The following is a 15,766-nucleotide window of genomic DNA, read 5'->3' as shown; positions in this document are numbered from 1 at the left end:
CTGGGGGCTTAGAAGTTAAACCGTTGGCGATTCACTTGTACTTCTGGGTGCTTAGAAGTTAAAGTGTTGGCGTTTCACTTGTACTTCTGGGGGCTTAGAAGTTAAAGTGTTGGTGATTCACTTGCACTTCTGGGGGCTTAGAAGTTAAAGTGTTGGCGTTTCACTTGTACTTCTGGGAGCTTAGAAGTTAAACTGTTGGCAAATCACTTGTACTTCTAAGCACTCAGAAGTTAAACTGTTGGCGATTCACTTGTACTTCTGGGGGCTTAGAAGTTAAACTGTTAGCAAATCACTTGTACTTCTAAACACTCAGAAGTTAAACTGTTGGCGATTCACTTGTACTTCTAAACACTCAGAAGTTAAACCGTTGGCAAAATACCAATATAATATTAATTAAACAAGTTTGTTGGGTAAGAGTAAGTAGGAAAAGAAGCTAGATAACGGATTTTAGCTATTACAGTAAGCGGGAAGTGAGCGAACGTTAAATAATGCTAATCGGTCACCAAATACCTAATTTCATGACCGAATAGCTTAATTTGTAGTTTATTTAATGGGCACACATTCTCCGCTTAGGCCCACGCACACAAGAAGCGACATTTCCTGCGTGCGCCTGGGCTCGCGCACACAACAAATGCTCCAATATGTGTGCGCTCACCATCACGCTCACAACAAATGCTCCAATATGTGTGCGCTCACCATCGCGCTCACAACAAATGCCCGAATATGTGTGCGCTCACCATCGCGCTCACAACAAATGCTCCAATATGTGTGCGCTCCACATCACGCTCACAACAAATGCCCGAATATGTGTGCGCTCCCGTAAACTAAGAAATGACCGTTTTTCACTTCCCACTTACCTATTACTTCCACCTTACAACCAAAAAAGCCTGCCATATATCCTACTAAGATATACAACAGACTCCCAACTCTTACCTACAAACCTACAAACCCACCTACTCCAACCCACCTACTCCAAATCTACCCTTCCATCTCTTTAATCTTAATCAAACGCGACGTGGTGGCGCGGGCGTTCTCTTCTAACTTCATGCGAATAAAGTAAATGGTGTCTTGCAAATCGGGGATGGTTCGGTACTCCAAGGCGTTTACCCGCCGGCGGGTTCGTTCAATTTCAACAGCCATCAGCTGACAGGTTTTCTCCAGCTCCGCAAACTCCAACAGCTTCGGCATAATATCAATCAAGCCTTCAAAAGCAATATCTAACTCAGCATTTGTGTTTAAATAACTATAACTCAAATCCACTTTACCTTTAGGCGCTTGATTATAATTAAAGTACATCTTTGGCACTTTGATGCTTAAAATATTCCGATAGTCGATATCTAAAGACACGCTTTGCGCTGGAATCGCCATAATCTCTTCAATAAATTTCTCATCGACTAAGGATTTTGCGACTGCAAAGTGTTGCATGGCATTCCCTAGTTCGCCAATAACTTCCGAACGCAAGGCGTTGGTTTGCTTCACTTTAATAATAAACTCTTTCATTAACCCATCTTGCTTATCTTTTAATAACTTATGTCCCCGAACAGATAACTTAAGCTGTGATTTCAAGCGCGCAAGTTCCATCCGGGTGGGTTTAACGTTTAATACAGCCATCAATCATCACCCGATTCAGGATAATATTTATCAAGCATCTCCGTACGAATACGTGTTAATTCGGTTCTTGGTAAAATCTTCAGTAATTCCCAAGCTAAATCAAGGGTCTCGTCAATCGAACGATTGGTTCTAAAGCCTTGATTCACATAGCGTTTTTCAAATTGATTCGTAAACTCTAAGTACAACTTATCGGTATCCGTTAAAGCCGCATCACCTAAGACCGCCGAAAGCTCTTTAGCTTCCTTACCTTGAGCGTAAGCATAAAACATTTGGTTCATGGTTGCGGCATGATCAGCCCGCGTCTTACCTTCTCCAATCCCGTTATCTTTTAACCGGGACAATGACGGCATAACGTCAATCGGTGGTTCAATGCCTTGGTTGTGCAACTCACGCGACAACAAAATTTGCCCTTCAGTAATATAACCCGTTAAATCCGGAATCGGATGGGTAATATCGTCTTCTGGCATCGTTAAAATGGGAATTTGGGTAATCGACCCATTGACACCCCGAATCCGCCCCGCTCTTTCATACAAAGTAGAAAGGTTGGTATACAAATACCCCGGGTAACCACGACGACCAGGAATTTCCCGCCGCGCAGCCGACACTTCACGCAATGCATTCGCATAGTTAGTCATATCGGTCATAATAACCAAAACGTGCATACCTTTTTCAAAAGCCAAATACTCGGCCGCAGTTAAAGCAATCTTTGGTGTGGCAATCCGTTCAATCGCTGGATCATTCGCTAAATTAATAAATACCACTGACCGATCGATGGCGCCAGTTTCCGTAAAGTCATTAATAAAGAATTGGGCATCATCAAAAGTAATACCAATGGCCGCAAACACCACCGCAAAATCATCATTAGAATTTAACACATTGGCTTGACGCGCAATTTGCGCCGCTAATTCTTGGTGAGGCAAACCTGAACCTGAAAACACCGGTAATTTTTGACCCCGGACTAAGGTGTTTAAATGATCAATCGTCGAAATACCAGTTTGAATAAATTCATCCGGATACTCTCTCGCGATTGGATTAATTGCTCGACCGTTAATATCTAAGGAAGCTTCCGGAATAATTTCAGGACCGCCATCATTAATCCGGCCCATCCCATCAAAACGACGGCCAATCATATCCTCAGAGACATTTAGTGTGAGGGGGTGTCCAATGAAACGGGCTTTGGTGTCGCGCGTGACAATCCCGGAAGAGCCTTCAAACAATTGCACAACGGCTTTATCACCATCGACTTCCAAAACTTGGCCCCGACGATGTTCGCCATTTTGAAGTTCAATGTCAACTAGCTCATCAAATTTCACGCCTTCCACACCTGTGACGGTCATCAGCGGATCGACAATATCAGTAACGGTTGTATATTCTTTACGCATTTATTTGTAGACCTCCTTGCCGATGACGTATTTAATTTGTGATTCAATGTCACTTAAAATCTCTTCAAACTCCTCGTGATTATCCTCAGAAATATATTTCATCCGGCCAATTCTTTCACGAAGGGCAGTGGTACCTTTGGCAATATCATCGAAATAGGCTCCTAAATTCAAAGCTTCTATCGCTTTGGCTTCAAAGGTTAAAATGATATTCAACATGGCATATTGTTTTTGTAAGGACGTGTAAGTATCGACATCATCATACGCATTTTGTTGTAAATAACTTTCACGAATCATACTACTTACCAACAAGGTCAGGCGGTCCATCTCAGGCAAGGATTCAACCCCCACGAGACGCACAATTTCTTGTAACTCCGCTTCTTTTTGCAGTAAATTGCGGGTATGATTGACCATTTCATCCCAATCAACATTCAATACTTTACCCACAAATTTATTCATGGTTTTTGAATCCAAGGAATAAGAACTTAACCAGTTAATGGCTGGGAAATGACGTCTTTGGGATAAAGAACTGTCCAGACCCCAGAATACCTTCACCACACTCAAGGTATTTTGTGTCACCGGCTCCGACGTATCCCCGCCCGGAGGTGACACCGCACCAATCGCTGTCACGGAGCCTTCACGGTCTTCACCATCCGCCCCACCTAAAGTCACAACGCGTCCAGCTCTTTCATAATAATCGGCTAAACGGCTACCTAAATAAGCGGGATAACCTTCATCCCCAGGCATTTCTTCTAAACGACCTGAGATTTCCCGCAAGGCTTCCGCCCAACGCGACGTCGAATCCGCCATAATGGCCACAGAATAACCCATATCCCGGAAATATTCAGCAATCGTAATCCCCGTATAAATCGAAGCCTCACGAGCTGCCACCGGCATATTGGATGTGTTAGCAATTAAAATCGTTCGGTCCATCAGCGAATTCCCCGTATTAGGATCAATCAACTGCGGAAACTCATCAATAACTTCCGTCATCTCGTTACCACGCTCACCACAACCCACATACACAACCAAATCAACATTCGACCATTTAGCGATTTGATGTTGGACAACGGTTTTGCCCGCACCGAAGGGCCCCGGCACAGCTGCCGTTCCACCTTTGGCAACTGGGAACATGGTATCTATCACCCGTTGACCGGTCAGCAAAACTTCCTCCGTACTTAATTTACGTTTAAATGGACGGCCCTTACGCACCGGCCACCGTTGAATCATGGTAAAATCACGTTTACCCGACCCTTTAGTCTCTAAACTATAAACCACATCTTTCACAGTAAATACCCCACTGGCGATGTTGGTGACGACACCTTCGACCCCAGGGGGTACCATCACGCGATGCTCAATCACAGGGGTTTCTTGCACAACCCCGACAATATCGCCACCCACGACAGAATCACCGATATTTACTTGGGCAGTGAAGGTCCATTTTTTGTCACGATCAAGGGGGTCAATCGCCACACCCCGATCTAAATAATCATTGCCCGTTTTAAGGCGAAAAGCTTCTAGAGGGCGTTGAATACCGTCAAACATATTGGAAACCATGCCGGGGCCTAATTCTACTGATAAGGGTTCACCGGTAATAACAACAGGTTCCCCCGGTCCAACCATCGATGTTTCTTCATATACTTGTAAACTGGCGCGGTCGCCACGAATCTGAATAATTTCGCCAATCAGGCCTAAATCACCTACCCGACAAATATCACGTACCGCTGCATCTTCCATGCCGCTTGCGACGACTAGGGGGCCAGCTACACTAACAATTGTTCCATTTTTCAATCATATACCTCCTACTCCTACACGATTTTAATACCAACTGCTCGTTCCACATTTTCAGCAAAACGTTCTTCGCCAAAATGATTCGTCCCCGTCCGATTAGGAATGAGAATGATAGCTGGTGTAATCCGTTGATTATAGCGTTCTAATGCATCAGGGATTTGAATACCTAATTGTTCGGTTAAAAAGATGATGCCGTAGTCTTCACGGGCTAAATCGTCCAAATGGCCTCGCGCCTCATTGGCATCCGCCGCAAAGAAAACCTCGAAACCAATCATTTTAAAGGCTAAAACGGAGTCTTTATCTCCAATAACCGCAATCTTATGAGACATAATTCATCCGCATCCTTTCTTTCGTTTCTTCCACATCAATATGATTTTCCTTGGCCGATAATACTAAACGCAAATTCCTTGCTTCCGTTTCTTTAGCATAAATATAAGCAATCATCGGGAGCGGTCCAAAGGCTTTTAGCTTGGCTTCTTGCATTTTACGCATCATGGCATTATCGGTGTAATAATCGAACTTAATGGATGAAATACCTATCCCAGCTGTAATCATCGATTCCGACAAAATACTCTTATACTGGGTCTCTAATAAAGATTGAATTAACGTCCGTGCATCTTTAGAGCCCATTTGAATTAAGGTTTCAACATCTAAAGAGCCCGCATCGGATAACACCGACCGCAAAAAATTGGGTGTGCGGTCTTGATATTTCGCTCGAATTAAGGTCGAAATATTTTTAAAATCAATTTGCATATCGACTAATTCAATAATTTCCGGATCACCAATCGTCACCGCAATCTGCTTCAAATGTTCGAAATAATGCCTATCAACCAACACTTCAACCTGTTGGATGTTACCAAATTCACTATAGTCCAACTTGGCACTGCGAATGGTCTGCAAGTATTCTTCAGGTAAAACCTCTGATTGCCCTAAGCTGACCGCTTGACGGAGCTCAGTGAGATCGTAGCGGCCAATCGGAAAATATAAATCTTCTAAATCTTTATCGGCAATCATTTCTTTTAGCATCACTTTAATATTATGATAGCTGTAACGCAAAGTAGCTAATTCAACAATTTCTGGCGAAGGTGAGATTTGAAATAAACGATCGTATAATCTCACTAAATTTTCGGTAATCATGTCATCATAATTATGGGTTTTCAACACCTCTTCCACTTCATCGCGATAGGATGTTTCCCGCAAAATGCCAACCGCTTCTTCAAAACTATCAGCCGCTAACATGCGGTCATAGATGGATTGCGTTAAAAGCTCATTTTCATAGACACGAACCGTCACATTTAATGAACCAAATTCGTCATCAAACATTGTTTCCCTCCTTATGGATTCAGTGACTTAGAAATATCAATAATCAGTTGTGTGCGAACTTCTTCAATTAAACTGTCATTCAAGAAATTGTACTGAGAACCTAATTTTTCTAGTATAAATCCACCTTTACTTTGGATAGTATCGGCTGCTAATTGAATGTTAACTCCTTCAATCGCCAATGATTCTAACCAAGACTGATCGATTAAGCCTTTTGAATACGAACCTAACACCAGTGTTAAATCCCCTTGGCCTTCAAATTGCTTAAGGATAGCTAACACAAACGACCGAAATGTCTCTTGTGGCAAGTTGTCCAATTCCTTAAGGGCCGCATCGAATAATTCTTCGATAAGCGCTTGTTTTTGCGTCAACAACTGATCCCGATAGACAATCTGACGTGATTGGACAGCAATTTGATGTTGTTCTTGCATCTTTTTATCTATTTTTTCTTTTTCACTCACTAAATCTCGCTGCGTTTCTGCCTCTTTAGCTACTAAGGCATTTTTCAAGTCAAAGCGTTTACGCTCAACGTCTTCTTCTAAAGCACTTGTCTCTTTGTTGATCACTTTATCAACGAGTTCATTAACCTTTGCCATAACCTTCCTCCTCTCCTAGCTCAATCCATTGAAAAACAGGAAATCGATTATAAAACGATCATTAACAAAGAACCAACAAACCCTAAGATGCCATACGTTTCAACCATCGCTGAGTAGACAATCCCTTGCGTCGCATTTTCTGGACGTTGGGCTAAGATTTGCATCCCAGCAATCGACGCTTTGGCTTGGGCTGGCGCAGACGTATAACCAGCAATCCCAACCGGTAAACTAGCCATTAATAAATACCAACCTTCCGCAGCTGACATGCCTGAGTCTAGTTGTAATAAAATGATTAAGCCAATAACAAAACCATATAAACCTTGGGTCGCTGGTAGTAATTGTAAGACCAATGCCTGACCAAATAATTCAGGTTTTTCACGGGTTAACGCCGCAGCCGCTTCCCCGGCTTTCCCTACCCCAATCGCTGACCCTGTTCCGGCAGCGAAAATGGCGATGGCCACGCCAAGCGCACCTAAAATCCAACCTGTTTGAGGTCCAAAAAGATATTCAATACTAAATTCCATTATCATTATCCTCCAATATCTGTTTTAAGTTATTTATTTATCTGATTTTATCCAAATATACTTTTCTAAAGTCTTAAGTGGCGTAAAGGCTTTGCCATCTGTATCATAGAATTTGCCAAAAAACTCCACATATTCTAACCGCATGGAATGCACATAAGCCCCTAAATAAGTAATGAAAATATTTAAGGCATGTAGGGCAACAAATAAGATAATCCCAATGGTAAAGCGAGCAATCGGTGGTAACAAACCAAGTATCAGGTTAAAAGCCATCCCAATATTGGCACCCGAAACGGCTAAAGCCGTTAACCGTGTATAACTTACCAAATCCCCAATTAAACTGGCAATATCCATTATCCCAAACAAAGCTTGGCCGACACCAATCAACTTATTATTATTTGAAAATATTTTAACTAAGAACATCCCTAAAATATTGCCGACAATCAAGACAATCCCCGCCGTCGTTAACCAGTCTACTTTGACGAAGGCCAAATTCACCGCAATGACGACCACACCGAGTAACATCAACGCCCACTGTGCCGCATCTAAATAAGCTGAAATATAATCTTTATCTTTCATCATTAAATAGAATTTGATGCCATAGCCCAGTAACATATGGACAATCCCGATAAAAACGGAAATAGCCATCACGATAATCACATCATTGGTTAAATCTAAAAGTCTAAACGGTAAATTAAAACCGAAGAAACTACCAAAAATCAAACCGAAAAACATCGTCCCATAGGACAGTTGGTTAAACATCTTTAATGACGACCGCATACCCCGTGATAATTCAAATTCTTTTAAGGCATAAGCCGTCCCCAACCATAACAACAAACCATAGCCTAAATCCGCACTCATCATCCCAAAAAAAGCAATATGGAATGGGTAATACCATGGTGTCGGATCAAATCCATCATACTTAGGTAAGCCAAATTGCGCAGTCATCGTTTCAAACGGTTTAACCAATTCATGGTTTTCGAGTTTGGTTGGCACCGCATCAATTTCAGCTTCTTCAACCTCAAATTGAAAATAACAAATGTTCCGTTCATTACATTGGCCCACAATATGCTGGGTAAAATAATCAATCTTACTGGCTTCCGTCCAACCACTAATCACAAACGCATAAGAATTATTGGCGATCAGTTCTTTGGCTTTTTCGCGCTCACGTTTATTGGTAAAATACTCCTCTGCTAACTGTAATGCATCACGGGTAGATCCATAACTTTTTAGGCTAGCTTTCTCCTGTGATATTTGTTCAATCAGTTGTTTTTGGTTTTCAAGGTTTCCTTTCAAGGCGTCACTCGGAATCTGGTCATAGGGGTAATTTAAGACTTGAAAACCATATTGTTGTAGCAACTCATTGCCTTCAACCGTCTCATCTTCCGGCATAACCGCTAAAAAGCCCCAAGTATCACGCGATTGATAAATATCTTCGGCATAAGCCGTGTCCAATTCATTCATGGCGACTTCAAAGTCCTGCGCTTTTTCTGACTCAACCGAACCGACTAAAATTGAAAAATGCTTCAAAAATTTAGTATCCGCCGGCAAAAAAGTTAAATTTTGCCATCTACGCAAGAAGTCTTCTTCTTTTTTTAACTCTTCCAGCTGCTCCTGCAGACGATGGATGGTTTCATCCATATAATCGACCCGGTGTAATAAGGTTTGATAATCCATGCTTTGGACCTGGACTTCCAATTCTTTGAGCGACAAGACGGGACGTTTCTCTTTCATCCGTTTCAAAAAAGGCACTTGCGGTATATAATCGTTGAGAAAGGATAGCGCATAACGGATATCTTGAATGGTCTGTGTTAGATCACCCACGGATTCCGATTTATCTTCAAACTGCAAAGACTGAATCAAAGCCTCATCTTCACCCAGTACATCAGCTAGTGAAATGACTTCAATATCTTGCATCTCTTGCATGGCTGCTAGGACAGCCTCTTTTTCAGACTGCTCCGCCAGTAGGGTCAACTTCTTCATTTTGGCGATACCCATATTGATTTAGTACCTCCTTCACTATTCTCTCCACTAATTGATCCTTTTGTTGTTCATATTGAGCCAATAAAGCCTCTCTCTTTTCAGAAAAAGTCTGTTGTAATGCGGCCTCTTCCAATTCTAGTCGAGCTTGGTTAGCCTGTTCTTTTTCGCGTAAATAATCGGTTAATTCCGCTTGATAATTGCGTTCCAACTCTTCTACGGCTTTACGATGCCCATCATCTAGCGTTTGGAGTGTTTCCGCTACTTCACGCCGCTTGTACTCAATTTGAACCTCAATCTCGCGTAAATAATCAATAACATCTGTTGACATAATCTCCCCTCACTTCCTCAAACTTCTTTGACCCATTTTAATAAATATCGCCTTCTTTCGCCAAGTTGACTTTAGGGTGATAAAACAAAAGAGACGCACTATCAAATAAGTGCGTCTCTCGCACTACACCTCAAATATGTCCTTCTCACCCCTTGAAGAACGAATCCTTGAAGCATAATGCCCAACCATTAAAGTAAAACTATTCTGTTTGAAGTGATTGTAACACATATTTGAGTTTTAATCATCAACTTTTCTCATCTAAATTGGTATACAACGCTTTGGCAACTTTCTCATAATTAATATTCCGTTCACGAATGACTTTTTCAACTTTGCCTTCACTATAATCATAGAAGCCTTTACCAGTTTTAACCCCTAAGTGACCAGCTTCGTATAATTCTTTCATCTTACCAAAATCTTTATCGGCAGTGGATAAGTCTGCGAAAAGGTATTCCGCAATATTATGGAAAATATCCAAACCACCGAAATCCGCTACTTCGAAAGGTCCTAAGCTCGCATAACGAATACCTAAGCCATACTTCATCACCGCATCAATACCAGGAATGTCAGCAATACCTTCTTCTAAAATATGCAAGGCTTCACGCATGACCGCAAATTGAAGCCGATTCAAGACAAAACCAGGTGCATCATTAACTGCTACCGGGATTTTCCCAACACTTTTAGCTAAATCTTCGACGATCGTGACATTTTCATCCGCTGTCTTTTCCCCTTTAATGACTTCAATCAGACGAATAATGTGCGGCGGATTGATCCAATGCATACCTAGAAAGCGTTCAGGACCAATAACAGCTTCAGCCAATTGCGTAATACTTAAACCTGATGTGTTACTAACGATGACAATATCTTCAGGAACAATTTGTGACAATTCAGACCAAAAGGTCTTTTTGATTTCAAGGTTTTCAACAATCGCTTCAACCACAAAATCAACATCACTAAATAATGAATTATCCGTTGTGAATTGAATTCTTTCTAACAATTCAACTGACGCTTCTTCAGTTAATTGACCTTGTTCGACTTCGACAGACCGATTAATTCGAATAAATTCCTGTGCTTTTTTAATTTGATCCTCTGAAATATCAAACAACAAAATCTCGAAACCATGGGTGGCAAAAATCTCAGCCATTGAATAACCCATAGTGCCTGCCCCAGCAATCCCTATCCGCTTAATTTGTGTAATATCTTTCATAAGCATCTCCTATTCTCTATGCGTCTGAAATCTAATTGCCTAAATGTACTGAATAAATTTTAGTATATTCCCATTGAGGCTAATCCGATTGCAACAATCGTTGCAACAATTGGTAAGATCAATGATGTCACCATAATGTCTAAGTAAGAATCTTTATGTGACATACCCGTGTTTTCTAATAAGGTTAGTACCGCACCATTATGTGGTAAAGTGTCTAACCCACCTGAAGAAAGGGAAGCAACCCTATGGAAGGCTTCTGGTGAAATACCTGTTTGTTGAGCCAATTCCATATATCTTGCACCTAAAGCTTCTAAAGCAATACCCATACCACCTGAAGCAGAACCTGTTGCACCGGCTAAGATATTTACGGCAATTGAAAGTGAGATTAATGGGCTACCTGGTACATTCATAATTAAATCCGTTAATACTTCGAATCCTGGCACAGAACGCGCTACAGATCCAAAACCTACGGCACCGGCTGTATTCATAATCGCGCCAATAGCACCTCTAGCACCTTTATTTACAGCAGGAATAAACGCCTCTCTTTTACTTAAGTTTAATAGCATAACAACAGCATTTCCTGCTAATAAAGCATAAATGATATTATAAGGACTAGCTGTATCCAAGCCAAAGATAATTGGCACAATGTTTAGGACTACAACAACAGTAACTAATGGAATTAAAGAAACGTAAGGATTGGGTAATTCAGAAGCATCAATCGCCGCTCCTGCATGAGCTGCATCAGGTTGAGTAAAGAATTCACCTTTTTTCTCATAACTTCTTTTACGCCATTCCATATAGAAAACGCCACCAAAATACAAAATAATACTTGCTACAATCCCCATAATAGGTGCAGCCATTGCATCTGTTCCAAAGTATTGCATTGGGATCAAGTTTTGAATTTGAGGGGTACCAGGCATAGCCGTCATGGTGAAAGTAAATGCACCAATAGCGATTGCACCTGGAATTAATTTACGGGTAATATTAGCTTCTTCATAAACGGCTAACGCTAACGGATAAATAGCAAACACAACAACGAATAATGAAACCCCACCATACGTTAACAAACCACAGGCTAAGGCCACCGCTGCAATCGCTGCTTTAGCTCCAAACAAATTCGTTAACCATGTCGCAATCGATTTCGCAGAACCTGTCACATCCATCAAATTTCCAAAAATAGCACTTAACATAAATGCTGGGAACCAAGTTTTAACGAAACCTGCCAAGCCTTCCATATAAGGTCCCATATACAATTCAATGGGATTCATCCCGCTCATTAAGGCAACAACGGCAGCTGCTACAGGCGCAATCCAAACAATTGCGTAACCTCTAAAGGCTAATATCATCAATAATGCTAAGCCTAAGAATATTCCTATTAAACTAACCATATATTTTCTCCTTTTTAGAGTAAATAAGAGGTCATCTTTTTACCAAATGACCTCTTCAGATACATTCGATAAATTTTTTAGCCGGCTACCCAACCACCATCGATGGTGTATTGAGCTCCAGTAACAGATTTGGCTTCATCAGAACATAAGAATCTCACAACGCCAGCAACTTCAGATGGATCGAGTAAGTTTTTGATAGCTGCTTTTTGTAACATGATTTTGGATACAACTTCATCTTCACTAATACCATGTGTTTTAGCTTGATCAGCAATTTGATTATCTACTAATGGCGTTCTTACATACGATGGGTGAACACCATTCACCGTGATACCTTGTGGTCCACCTTCTAAAGCAGCTACTTTAGTTAATCCTGTTAAACCGTGTTTAGCTGATACATAAGCCGATTTGAATTCAGAAGCTACTAATCCGTGAACAGAGTTTAAGTTAACCACACGTCCCCAACCTTTAGCCTTCATATGTGGCCAAGCGTATTTTGTTAATAAGAATGGCGACGTTAACATCAAGTTAATAATAAAGTCCCAACGATCTTCAGGGTAATCTTCAATTGGAGCCACGGTTTGTACACCCGCCACGTTAATTAAAATATCTAATCCACCTAAGGTTTCAACCGTATAATCAACAGCGGCTTTATTTTCTTCGCGTTTGGATAAATCAGCTTTAAAGAAACTTGCACCTAAACGTTCTGCTTCGGCTTGTAATTTTTCTTCATTAATATCAACCATCATTAATTTGGCATTTTCTGAGGCAAACATTTCAGCGATTGCTAAACCAATCCCACTAGCTGCACCTGTAACAAAGACAACTTTTTCACTAAACATATATACATTTTCCTCTCTGTTAATAAAGATATTTATTTCAATGAATCGGCTAAAATCAATTCTGCTTCGGTGGCGTTTTGAACGTCTTCAACCGTATAGCCGTCAGCTACTTCTTTTAATAATAGACCTTCTGGGGTTACTTCCATAACAGCCATTTCGGTGATGATTAAATCAATCGCATTGGCCGCCGTTAACGGTAACGTACATTCTTTTAGAATTTTTGGTCTACCTTTATTGGTATGTTCCATTGCTACAATACTTCTTTTGGCACCTGTTAATAAATCCATTGCTCCTCCCATCCCAGGTACTAATTTGCCAGGTATCATATAATTAGCAATATTGCCTTTTTCATCTACTTCTAATGAACCTAAAATAGTGACATCCACGTGACCGCCACGAATGATGCCAAACGATGTCGCACTATCAAAGAAAGCTGCCCCAGCAACGATGGTTACCGGTTGGCCTCCAGCATTAACGATATACGGATCGACTTGATCTGGCTCTGGCGATGGTCCAACCCCAATAAAGCCATTTTCTGATTGTAAAATAATCTCTTTTCCTTCAGGAATAAAGTTAGCGACTAACGTTGGTAATCCAATCCCTAAGTTAACCACGTCACCATCATTTAATTCTTGCGCTGCCCGTCTTGCAATAAAGTTTTGAATTTCGGCTTTATCCATCATTATTTCTTCCCTCCATCTACAATGTAATCCACAAATACACCTGGAGTATGAACTGTATTTGGATCGAGTTCACCAATTTCGACGATTTCGGCTGCTTCAACTATGGTAATATCAGCAGCACCAGCCATCATATTATTAAAGTTTCTTGTGGCACCATAAAAATTCATATTCCCAAATTTATCGACTTTATTGGCAAACAATAAGGCAACGTTCGCACGCAATGGTTTTTCAACGAGGTATTCTTTACCATCAACAACAATTTTATCTTTCCCTTTTTCAACATCGGTACCTAAACCGGTCGGTGTTAAGACCCCACCCAGTCCATGTGAAGCGGCTCTAACTTGTTCAACTAGCGTTCCTTGTGGGACTAAAACTACTTCGGTTTCGCCACTTGCCATTTGATTTCCTGTTTCTCTATTGGTTCCTACGTGAGAAGCAATTATTTTTTTAAATTGTTTGTTAACAACTAACTTACCGTGAGCTCTATCCGGCCAGCCTGTGTCATTAGCAATTAATGTCAGATTTTTAATCCCTTTTTCGACCAGTTTATCAATTAATAACTCAGGTGCCCCTGCACCTAAGAAACCACCTATCATAACAATATCGCCATCTTTTACCATATCAATGGCTGTATTTATATCGATTGTTTTATCCATATTAGCCCTCCACGATCATCGAAATACCTTGTCCGCCACCAATACATAGGGTAGCTAAACCATATTGCACATTTCTTTTCTTCATTTCATGAATTAAGGTTACCAAAATTCTCGCACCACTGGCCCCAATTGGGTGTCCTAAAGCAATCGCTCCCCCATTAACGTTGACAATATCCATATTGGCATTTAAGTCTTTTAGGACCGCTAAGGCTTGTGCAGCAAAAGCTTCGTTAGCTTCGATTAAGCCCAAGTCGTCCATCGTCAAGCCAGCTTTATCTAAGGCTTTTCTTGTCGCTGGGATAGGTCCACAACCCATAATTTCGGGAGCCACACCAGCACTAGCCGTTGATTTGATCGTAACTAAAGGTTCTAAACCTAATTCGGCAGCTTTTTCTTTTGTCATTAAAACGAGCGCAGCGGCGCCATCGTTAATACCTGAAGAATTCGCGGCGGTTACAACGCCATCTTTTTTAAAAGCCGGACGTAGTTTAGCTAGTGATTCTACCGTCACGCCAGGTCTTGGATACTCATCGGTATCGAATATGATGGGATCGCCTTTACGTTGTGGAATGGAAACTGGTGTGATTTCATCTTTAAAGCGACCTTCTTTAATCGCTCTTTCAGCCTTATTTTGGCTGCTGGCAGCTAATTCATCTAATTCTTCACGTGTCAAACCATATTTTTCAACGATATTTTCAGCGGTAATTCCCATATGATAATGATTGAAAGAATCGATTAAACCATCTTGCAACATGGTATCAATCACTTCACTATTTCCCATCCGTTGTCCCCAACGATTACTTGGTAAGACATAGGCAGAACCACTCATATTTTCAGTTCCACCAGCAACAACAATATCGTTATCGCCAAGCAAAATGGATTGATACGCTAAAGCCACTGATTTAAGTCCTGAACCACAAACCTTGTTAATTGTAAAGGCTGTTTTTTCTACTGGCATACCAACGCCGACAGCAATTTGACGGGCTATATTTTGTCCTAACCCTGCTCCTAAAACGTTACCAAAAATAAGTTCATCAACAATTGAGGGATCCAGATTAATACTTTCCAATGCCCCTTTAACAGCTACTTTACCTAATTCAATCGCATTGACATCTTTTAGAGAACCACCAAATGATCCTAGAGGTGTCCGTTGTGCTGCTACAATTACAACTTCTTTCATAGTCTCCTCCTAATTCTTTGCTTAACTGTGCGCTTTTTAATCATTACTTGGCCATTGAACGATTACAATGTCATTGTAAGCGATTTCCCTCGATTTTAAAAAGACTTAAATTTTATACTATTCTATAACTTATTTTTATACATTCTGAAAGAGTTGTTAAATTAACCTTAAATAAAGCCCGATTATTTGCTTCCTTCCGATGTAAGTTCTTTTTTCTTAAATAAATATCACTTATCCTACGGCGGTTGGCAGTGATATTTATTATCAAAATTTTCTTTTGGGGGTTT

Annotated in this window: 15 protein-coding genes and 1 other annotated feature; all 15 genes read right to left on the bottom strand. The window is 40.9% G+C overall.

Annotated elements, in window-relative coordinates:
- Window positions 1-978 precede the first annotated feature (978 nt).
- The 15 genes from NRE15_RS12165 to NRE15_RS12095 all read right to left on the bottom strand — a co-directional run bounded on the left by NRE15_RS12165 (window position 979) and on the right by NRE15_RS12095 (window position 15,479).
- Window positions 979-1,611 (bottom strand): V-type ATP synthase subunit D, encoded by a 633-nt coding sequence (locus tag NRE15_RS12165; protein ID WP_313793152.1) that lies wholly within the window; start codon window positions 1,609-1,611, stop codon window positions 979-981.
- On the bottom strand, window positions 1,611-2,993 hold the full coding sequence (locus tag NRE15_RS12160; protein WP_313793151.1) for a V-type ATP synthase subunit B: 1,383 nt from the start codon (window positions 2,991-2,993) through the stop codon (window positions 1,611-1,613). The genes NRE15_RS12165 and NRE15_RS12160 overlap by 1 nt, the downstream gene beginning before the upstream one ends.
- On the bottom strand, window positions 2,994-4,781 hold the full coding sequence (locus tag NRE15_RS12155) for a V-type ATP synthase subunit A (RefSeq protein WP_313793150.1): 1,788 nt from the start codon (window positions 4,779-4,781) through the stop codon (window positions 2,994-2,996).
- A 17-nt stretch (window positions 4,782-4,798) separates the two neighbouring features.
- Window positions 4,799-5,110 (bottom strand): V-type ATP synthase subunit F, encoded by a 312-nt coding sequence (locus tag NRE15_RS12150; RefSeq protein WP_313793149.1) that lies wholly within the window; start codon window positions 5,108-5,110, stop codon window positions 4,799-4,801.
- Window positions 5,100-6,104 (bottom strand): V-type ATPase subunit, encoded by a 1,005-nt coding sequence (locus tag NRE15_RS12145; RefSeq protein ID WP_313793148.1) that lies wholly within the window; start codon window positions 6,102-6,104, stop codon window positions 5,100-5,102. Before NRE15_RS12145 ends, NRE15_RS12150 begins: the two co-directional genes overlap by 11 nt.
- Window positions 6,105-6,115: 11 nt before the next feature.
- Window positions 6,116-6,697: a hypothetical protein gene (locus NRE15_RS12140; RefSeq protein WP_313793147.1), complete on the bottom strand. Its 582-nt coding sequence runs from the start codon at window positions 6,695-6,697 to the stop codon at window positions 6,116-6,118.
- 47 nt (window positions 6,698-6,744) lie between these two features.
- Window positions 6,745-7,221 (bottom strand): V-type ATP synthase subunit K, encoded by a 477-nt coding sequence (locus NRE15_RS12135; protein ID WP_313793146.1) that lies wholly within the window; start codon window positions 7,219-7,221, stop codon window positions 6,745-6,747.
- Between the two features lie 33 nt (window positions 7,222-7,254).
- Window positions 7,255-9,216, bottom strand: a complete 1,962-nt coding sequence (locus NRE15_RS12130) for a V-type ATP synthase subunit I (protein ID WP_313793145.1) — start codon at window positions 9,214-9,216, stop codon at window positions 7,255-7,257.
- Window positions 9,167-9,529, bottom strand: coding sequence for a hypothetical protein (locus NRE15_RS12125; protein WP_313793144.1), 363 nt, complete (start codon window positions 9,527-9,529; stop codon window positions 9,167-9,169). Before NRE15_RS12125 ends, NRE15_RS12130 begins: the two co-directional genes overlap by 50 nt.
- A gap of 139 nt (window positions 9,530-9,668) precedes the next feature.
- Window positions 9,669-9,716 (bottom strand) — a sequence feature (sodium ion sensor (DUF1646 type); this cis-regulatory element may regulate processes involved in with the transportation of sodium ions).
- A 57-nt stretch (window positions 9,717-9,773) separates the two neighbouring features.
- Window positions 9,774-10,733: a 3-hydroxyacyl-CoA dehydrogenase family protein gene (locus NRE15_RS12120; RefSeq protein WP_313793143.1), complete on the bottom strand. Its 960-nt coding sequence runs from the start codon at window positions 10,731-10,733 to the stop codon at window positions 9,774-9,776.
- 59 nt (window positions 10,734-10,792) lie between these two features.
- Window positions 10,793-12,121 carry a GntP family permease gene (locus NRE15_RS12115; RefSeq protein WP_313793142.1) on the bottom strand — a complete coding sequence of 443 codons (1,329 nt, stop codon included), beginning with the start codon at window positions 12,119-12,121 and terminating at the stop codon, window positions 10,793-10,795.
- Between the two features lie 77 nt (window positions 12,122-12,198).
- Window positions 12,199-12,960 (bottom strand): 3-hydroxybutyrate dehydrogenase, encoded by a 762-nt coding sequence (locus tag NRE15_RS12110; RefSeq protein ID WP_313793141.1) that lies wholly within the window; start codon window positions 12,958-12,960, stop codon window positions 12,199-12,201.
- Between the two features lie 32 nt (window positions 12,961-12,992).
- Entirely contained in the window at window positions 12,993-13,643 is a 651-nt protein-coding gene (locus tag NRE15_RS12105) for a 3-oxoacid CoA-transferase subunit B (RefSeq protein ID WP_313793140.1), read from the bottom strand.
- Window positions 13,643-14,299 (bottom strand): CoA transferase subunit A, encoded by a 657-nt coding sequence (locus NRE15_RS12100; RefSeq protein WP_313793139.1) that lies wholly within the window; start codon window positions 14,297-14,299, stop codon window positions 13,643-13,645. The genes NRE15_RS12105 and NRE15_RS12100 overlap by 1 nt, the downstream gene beginning before the upstream one ends.
- Window position 14,300: 1 nt before the next feature.
- Window positions 14,301-15,479 carry an acetyl-CoA C-acetyltransferase gene (locus NRE15_RS12095; protein ID WP_313793138.1) on the bottom strand — a complete coding sequence of 393 codons (1,179 nt, stop codon included), beginning with the start codon at window positions 15,477-15,479 and terminating at the stop codon, window positions 14,301-14,303.
- Window positions 15,480-15,766 lie beyond the last annotated feature (287 nt).

Source organism: Fundicoccus culcitae (assembly GCF_024661895.1).
Lineage (GTDB): Bacteria > Bacillota > Bacilli > Lactobacillales > Aerococcaceae > Fundicoccus_A > Fundicoccus_A culcitae.
This window is presented reverse-complemented; position numbering and strand designations above follow the sequence as displayed.

Coding starts and splice junctions, on each gene's coding strand:
- NRE15_RS12165 (WP_313793152.1), bottom strand. CDS start 1,611: ATGGCTGTATTAAACGTTAAACCCACCCGGATGGAACTTGCGCGCTTG.
- NRE15_RS12160 (WP_313793151.1), bottom strand. CDS start 2,993: ATGCGTAAAGAATATACAACCGTTACTGATATTGTCGATCCGCTGATG.
- NRE15_RS12150 (WP_313793149.1), bottom strand. CDS start 5,110: ATGTCTCATAAGATTGCGGTTATTGGAGATAAAGACTCCGTTTTAGCC.
- NRE15_RS12145 (WP_313793148.1), bottom strand. CDS start 6,104: ATGTTTGATGACGAATTTGGTTCATTAAATGTGACGGTTCGTGTCTAT.
- NRE15_RS12140 (WP_313793147.1), bottom strand. CDS start 6,697: ATGGCAAAGGTTAATGAACTCGTTGATAAAGTGATCAACAAAGAGACA.
- NRE15_RS12135 (WP_313793146.1), bottom strand. CDS start 7,221: ATGGAATTTAGTATTGAATATCTTTTTGGACCTCAAACAGGTTGGATT.
- NRE15_RS12130 (WP_313793145.1), bottom strand. CDS start 9,216: ATGGGTATCGCCAAAATGAAGAAGTTGACCCTACTGGCGGAGCAGTCT.
- NRE15_RS12125 (WP_313793144.1), bottom strand. CDS start 9,529: ATGTCAACAGATGTTATTGATTATTTACGCGAGATTGAGGTTCAAATT.
- NRE15_RS12120 (WP_313793143.1), bottom strand. CDS start 10,733: ATGAAAGATATTACACAAATTAAGCGGATAGGGATTGCTGGGGCAGGC.
- NRE15_RS12115 (WP_313793142.1), bottom strand. CDS start 12,121: ATGGTTAGTTTAATAGGAATATTCTTAGGCTTAGCATTATTGATGATA.
- NRE15_RS12110 (WP_313793141.1), bottom strand. CDS start 12,960: ATGTTTAGTGAAAAAGTTGTCTTTGTTACAGGTGCAGCTAGTGGGATT.
- NRE15_RS12105 (WP_313793140.1), bottom strand. CDS start 13,643: ATGATGGATAAAGCCGAAATTCAAAACTTTATTGCAAGACGGGCAGCG.
- NRE15_RS12100 (WP_313793139.1), bottom strand. CDS start 14,299: ATGGATAAAACAATCGATATAAATACAGCCATTGATATGGTAAAAGAT.
- NRE15_RS12095 (WP_313793138.1), bottom strand. CDS start 15,479: ATGAAAGAAGTTGTAATTGTAGCAGCACAACGGACACCTCTAGGATCA.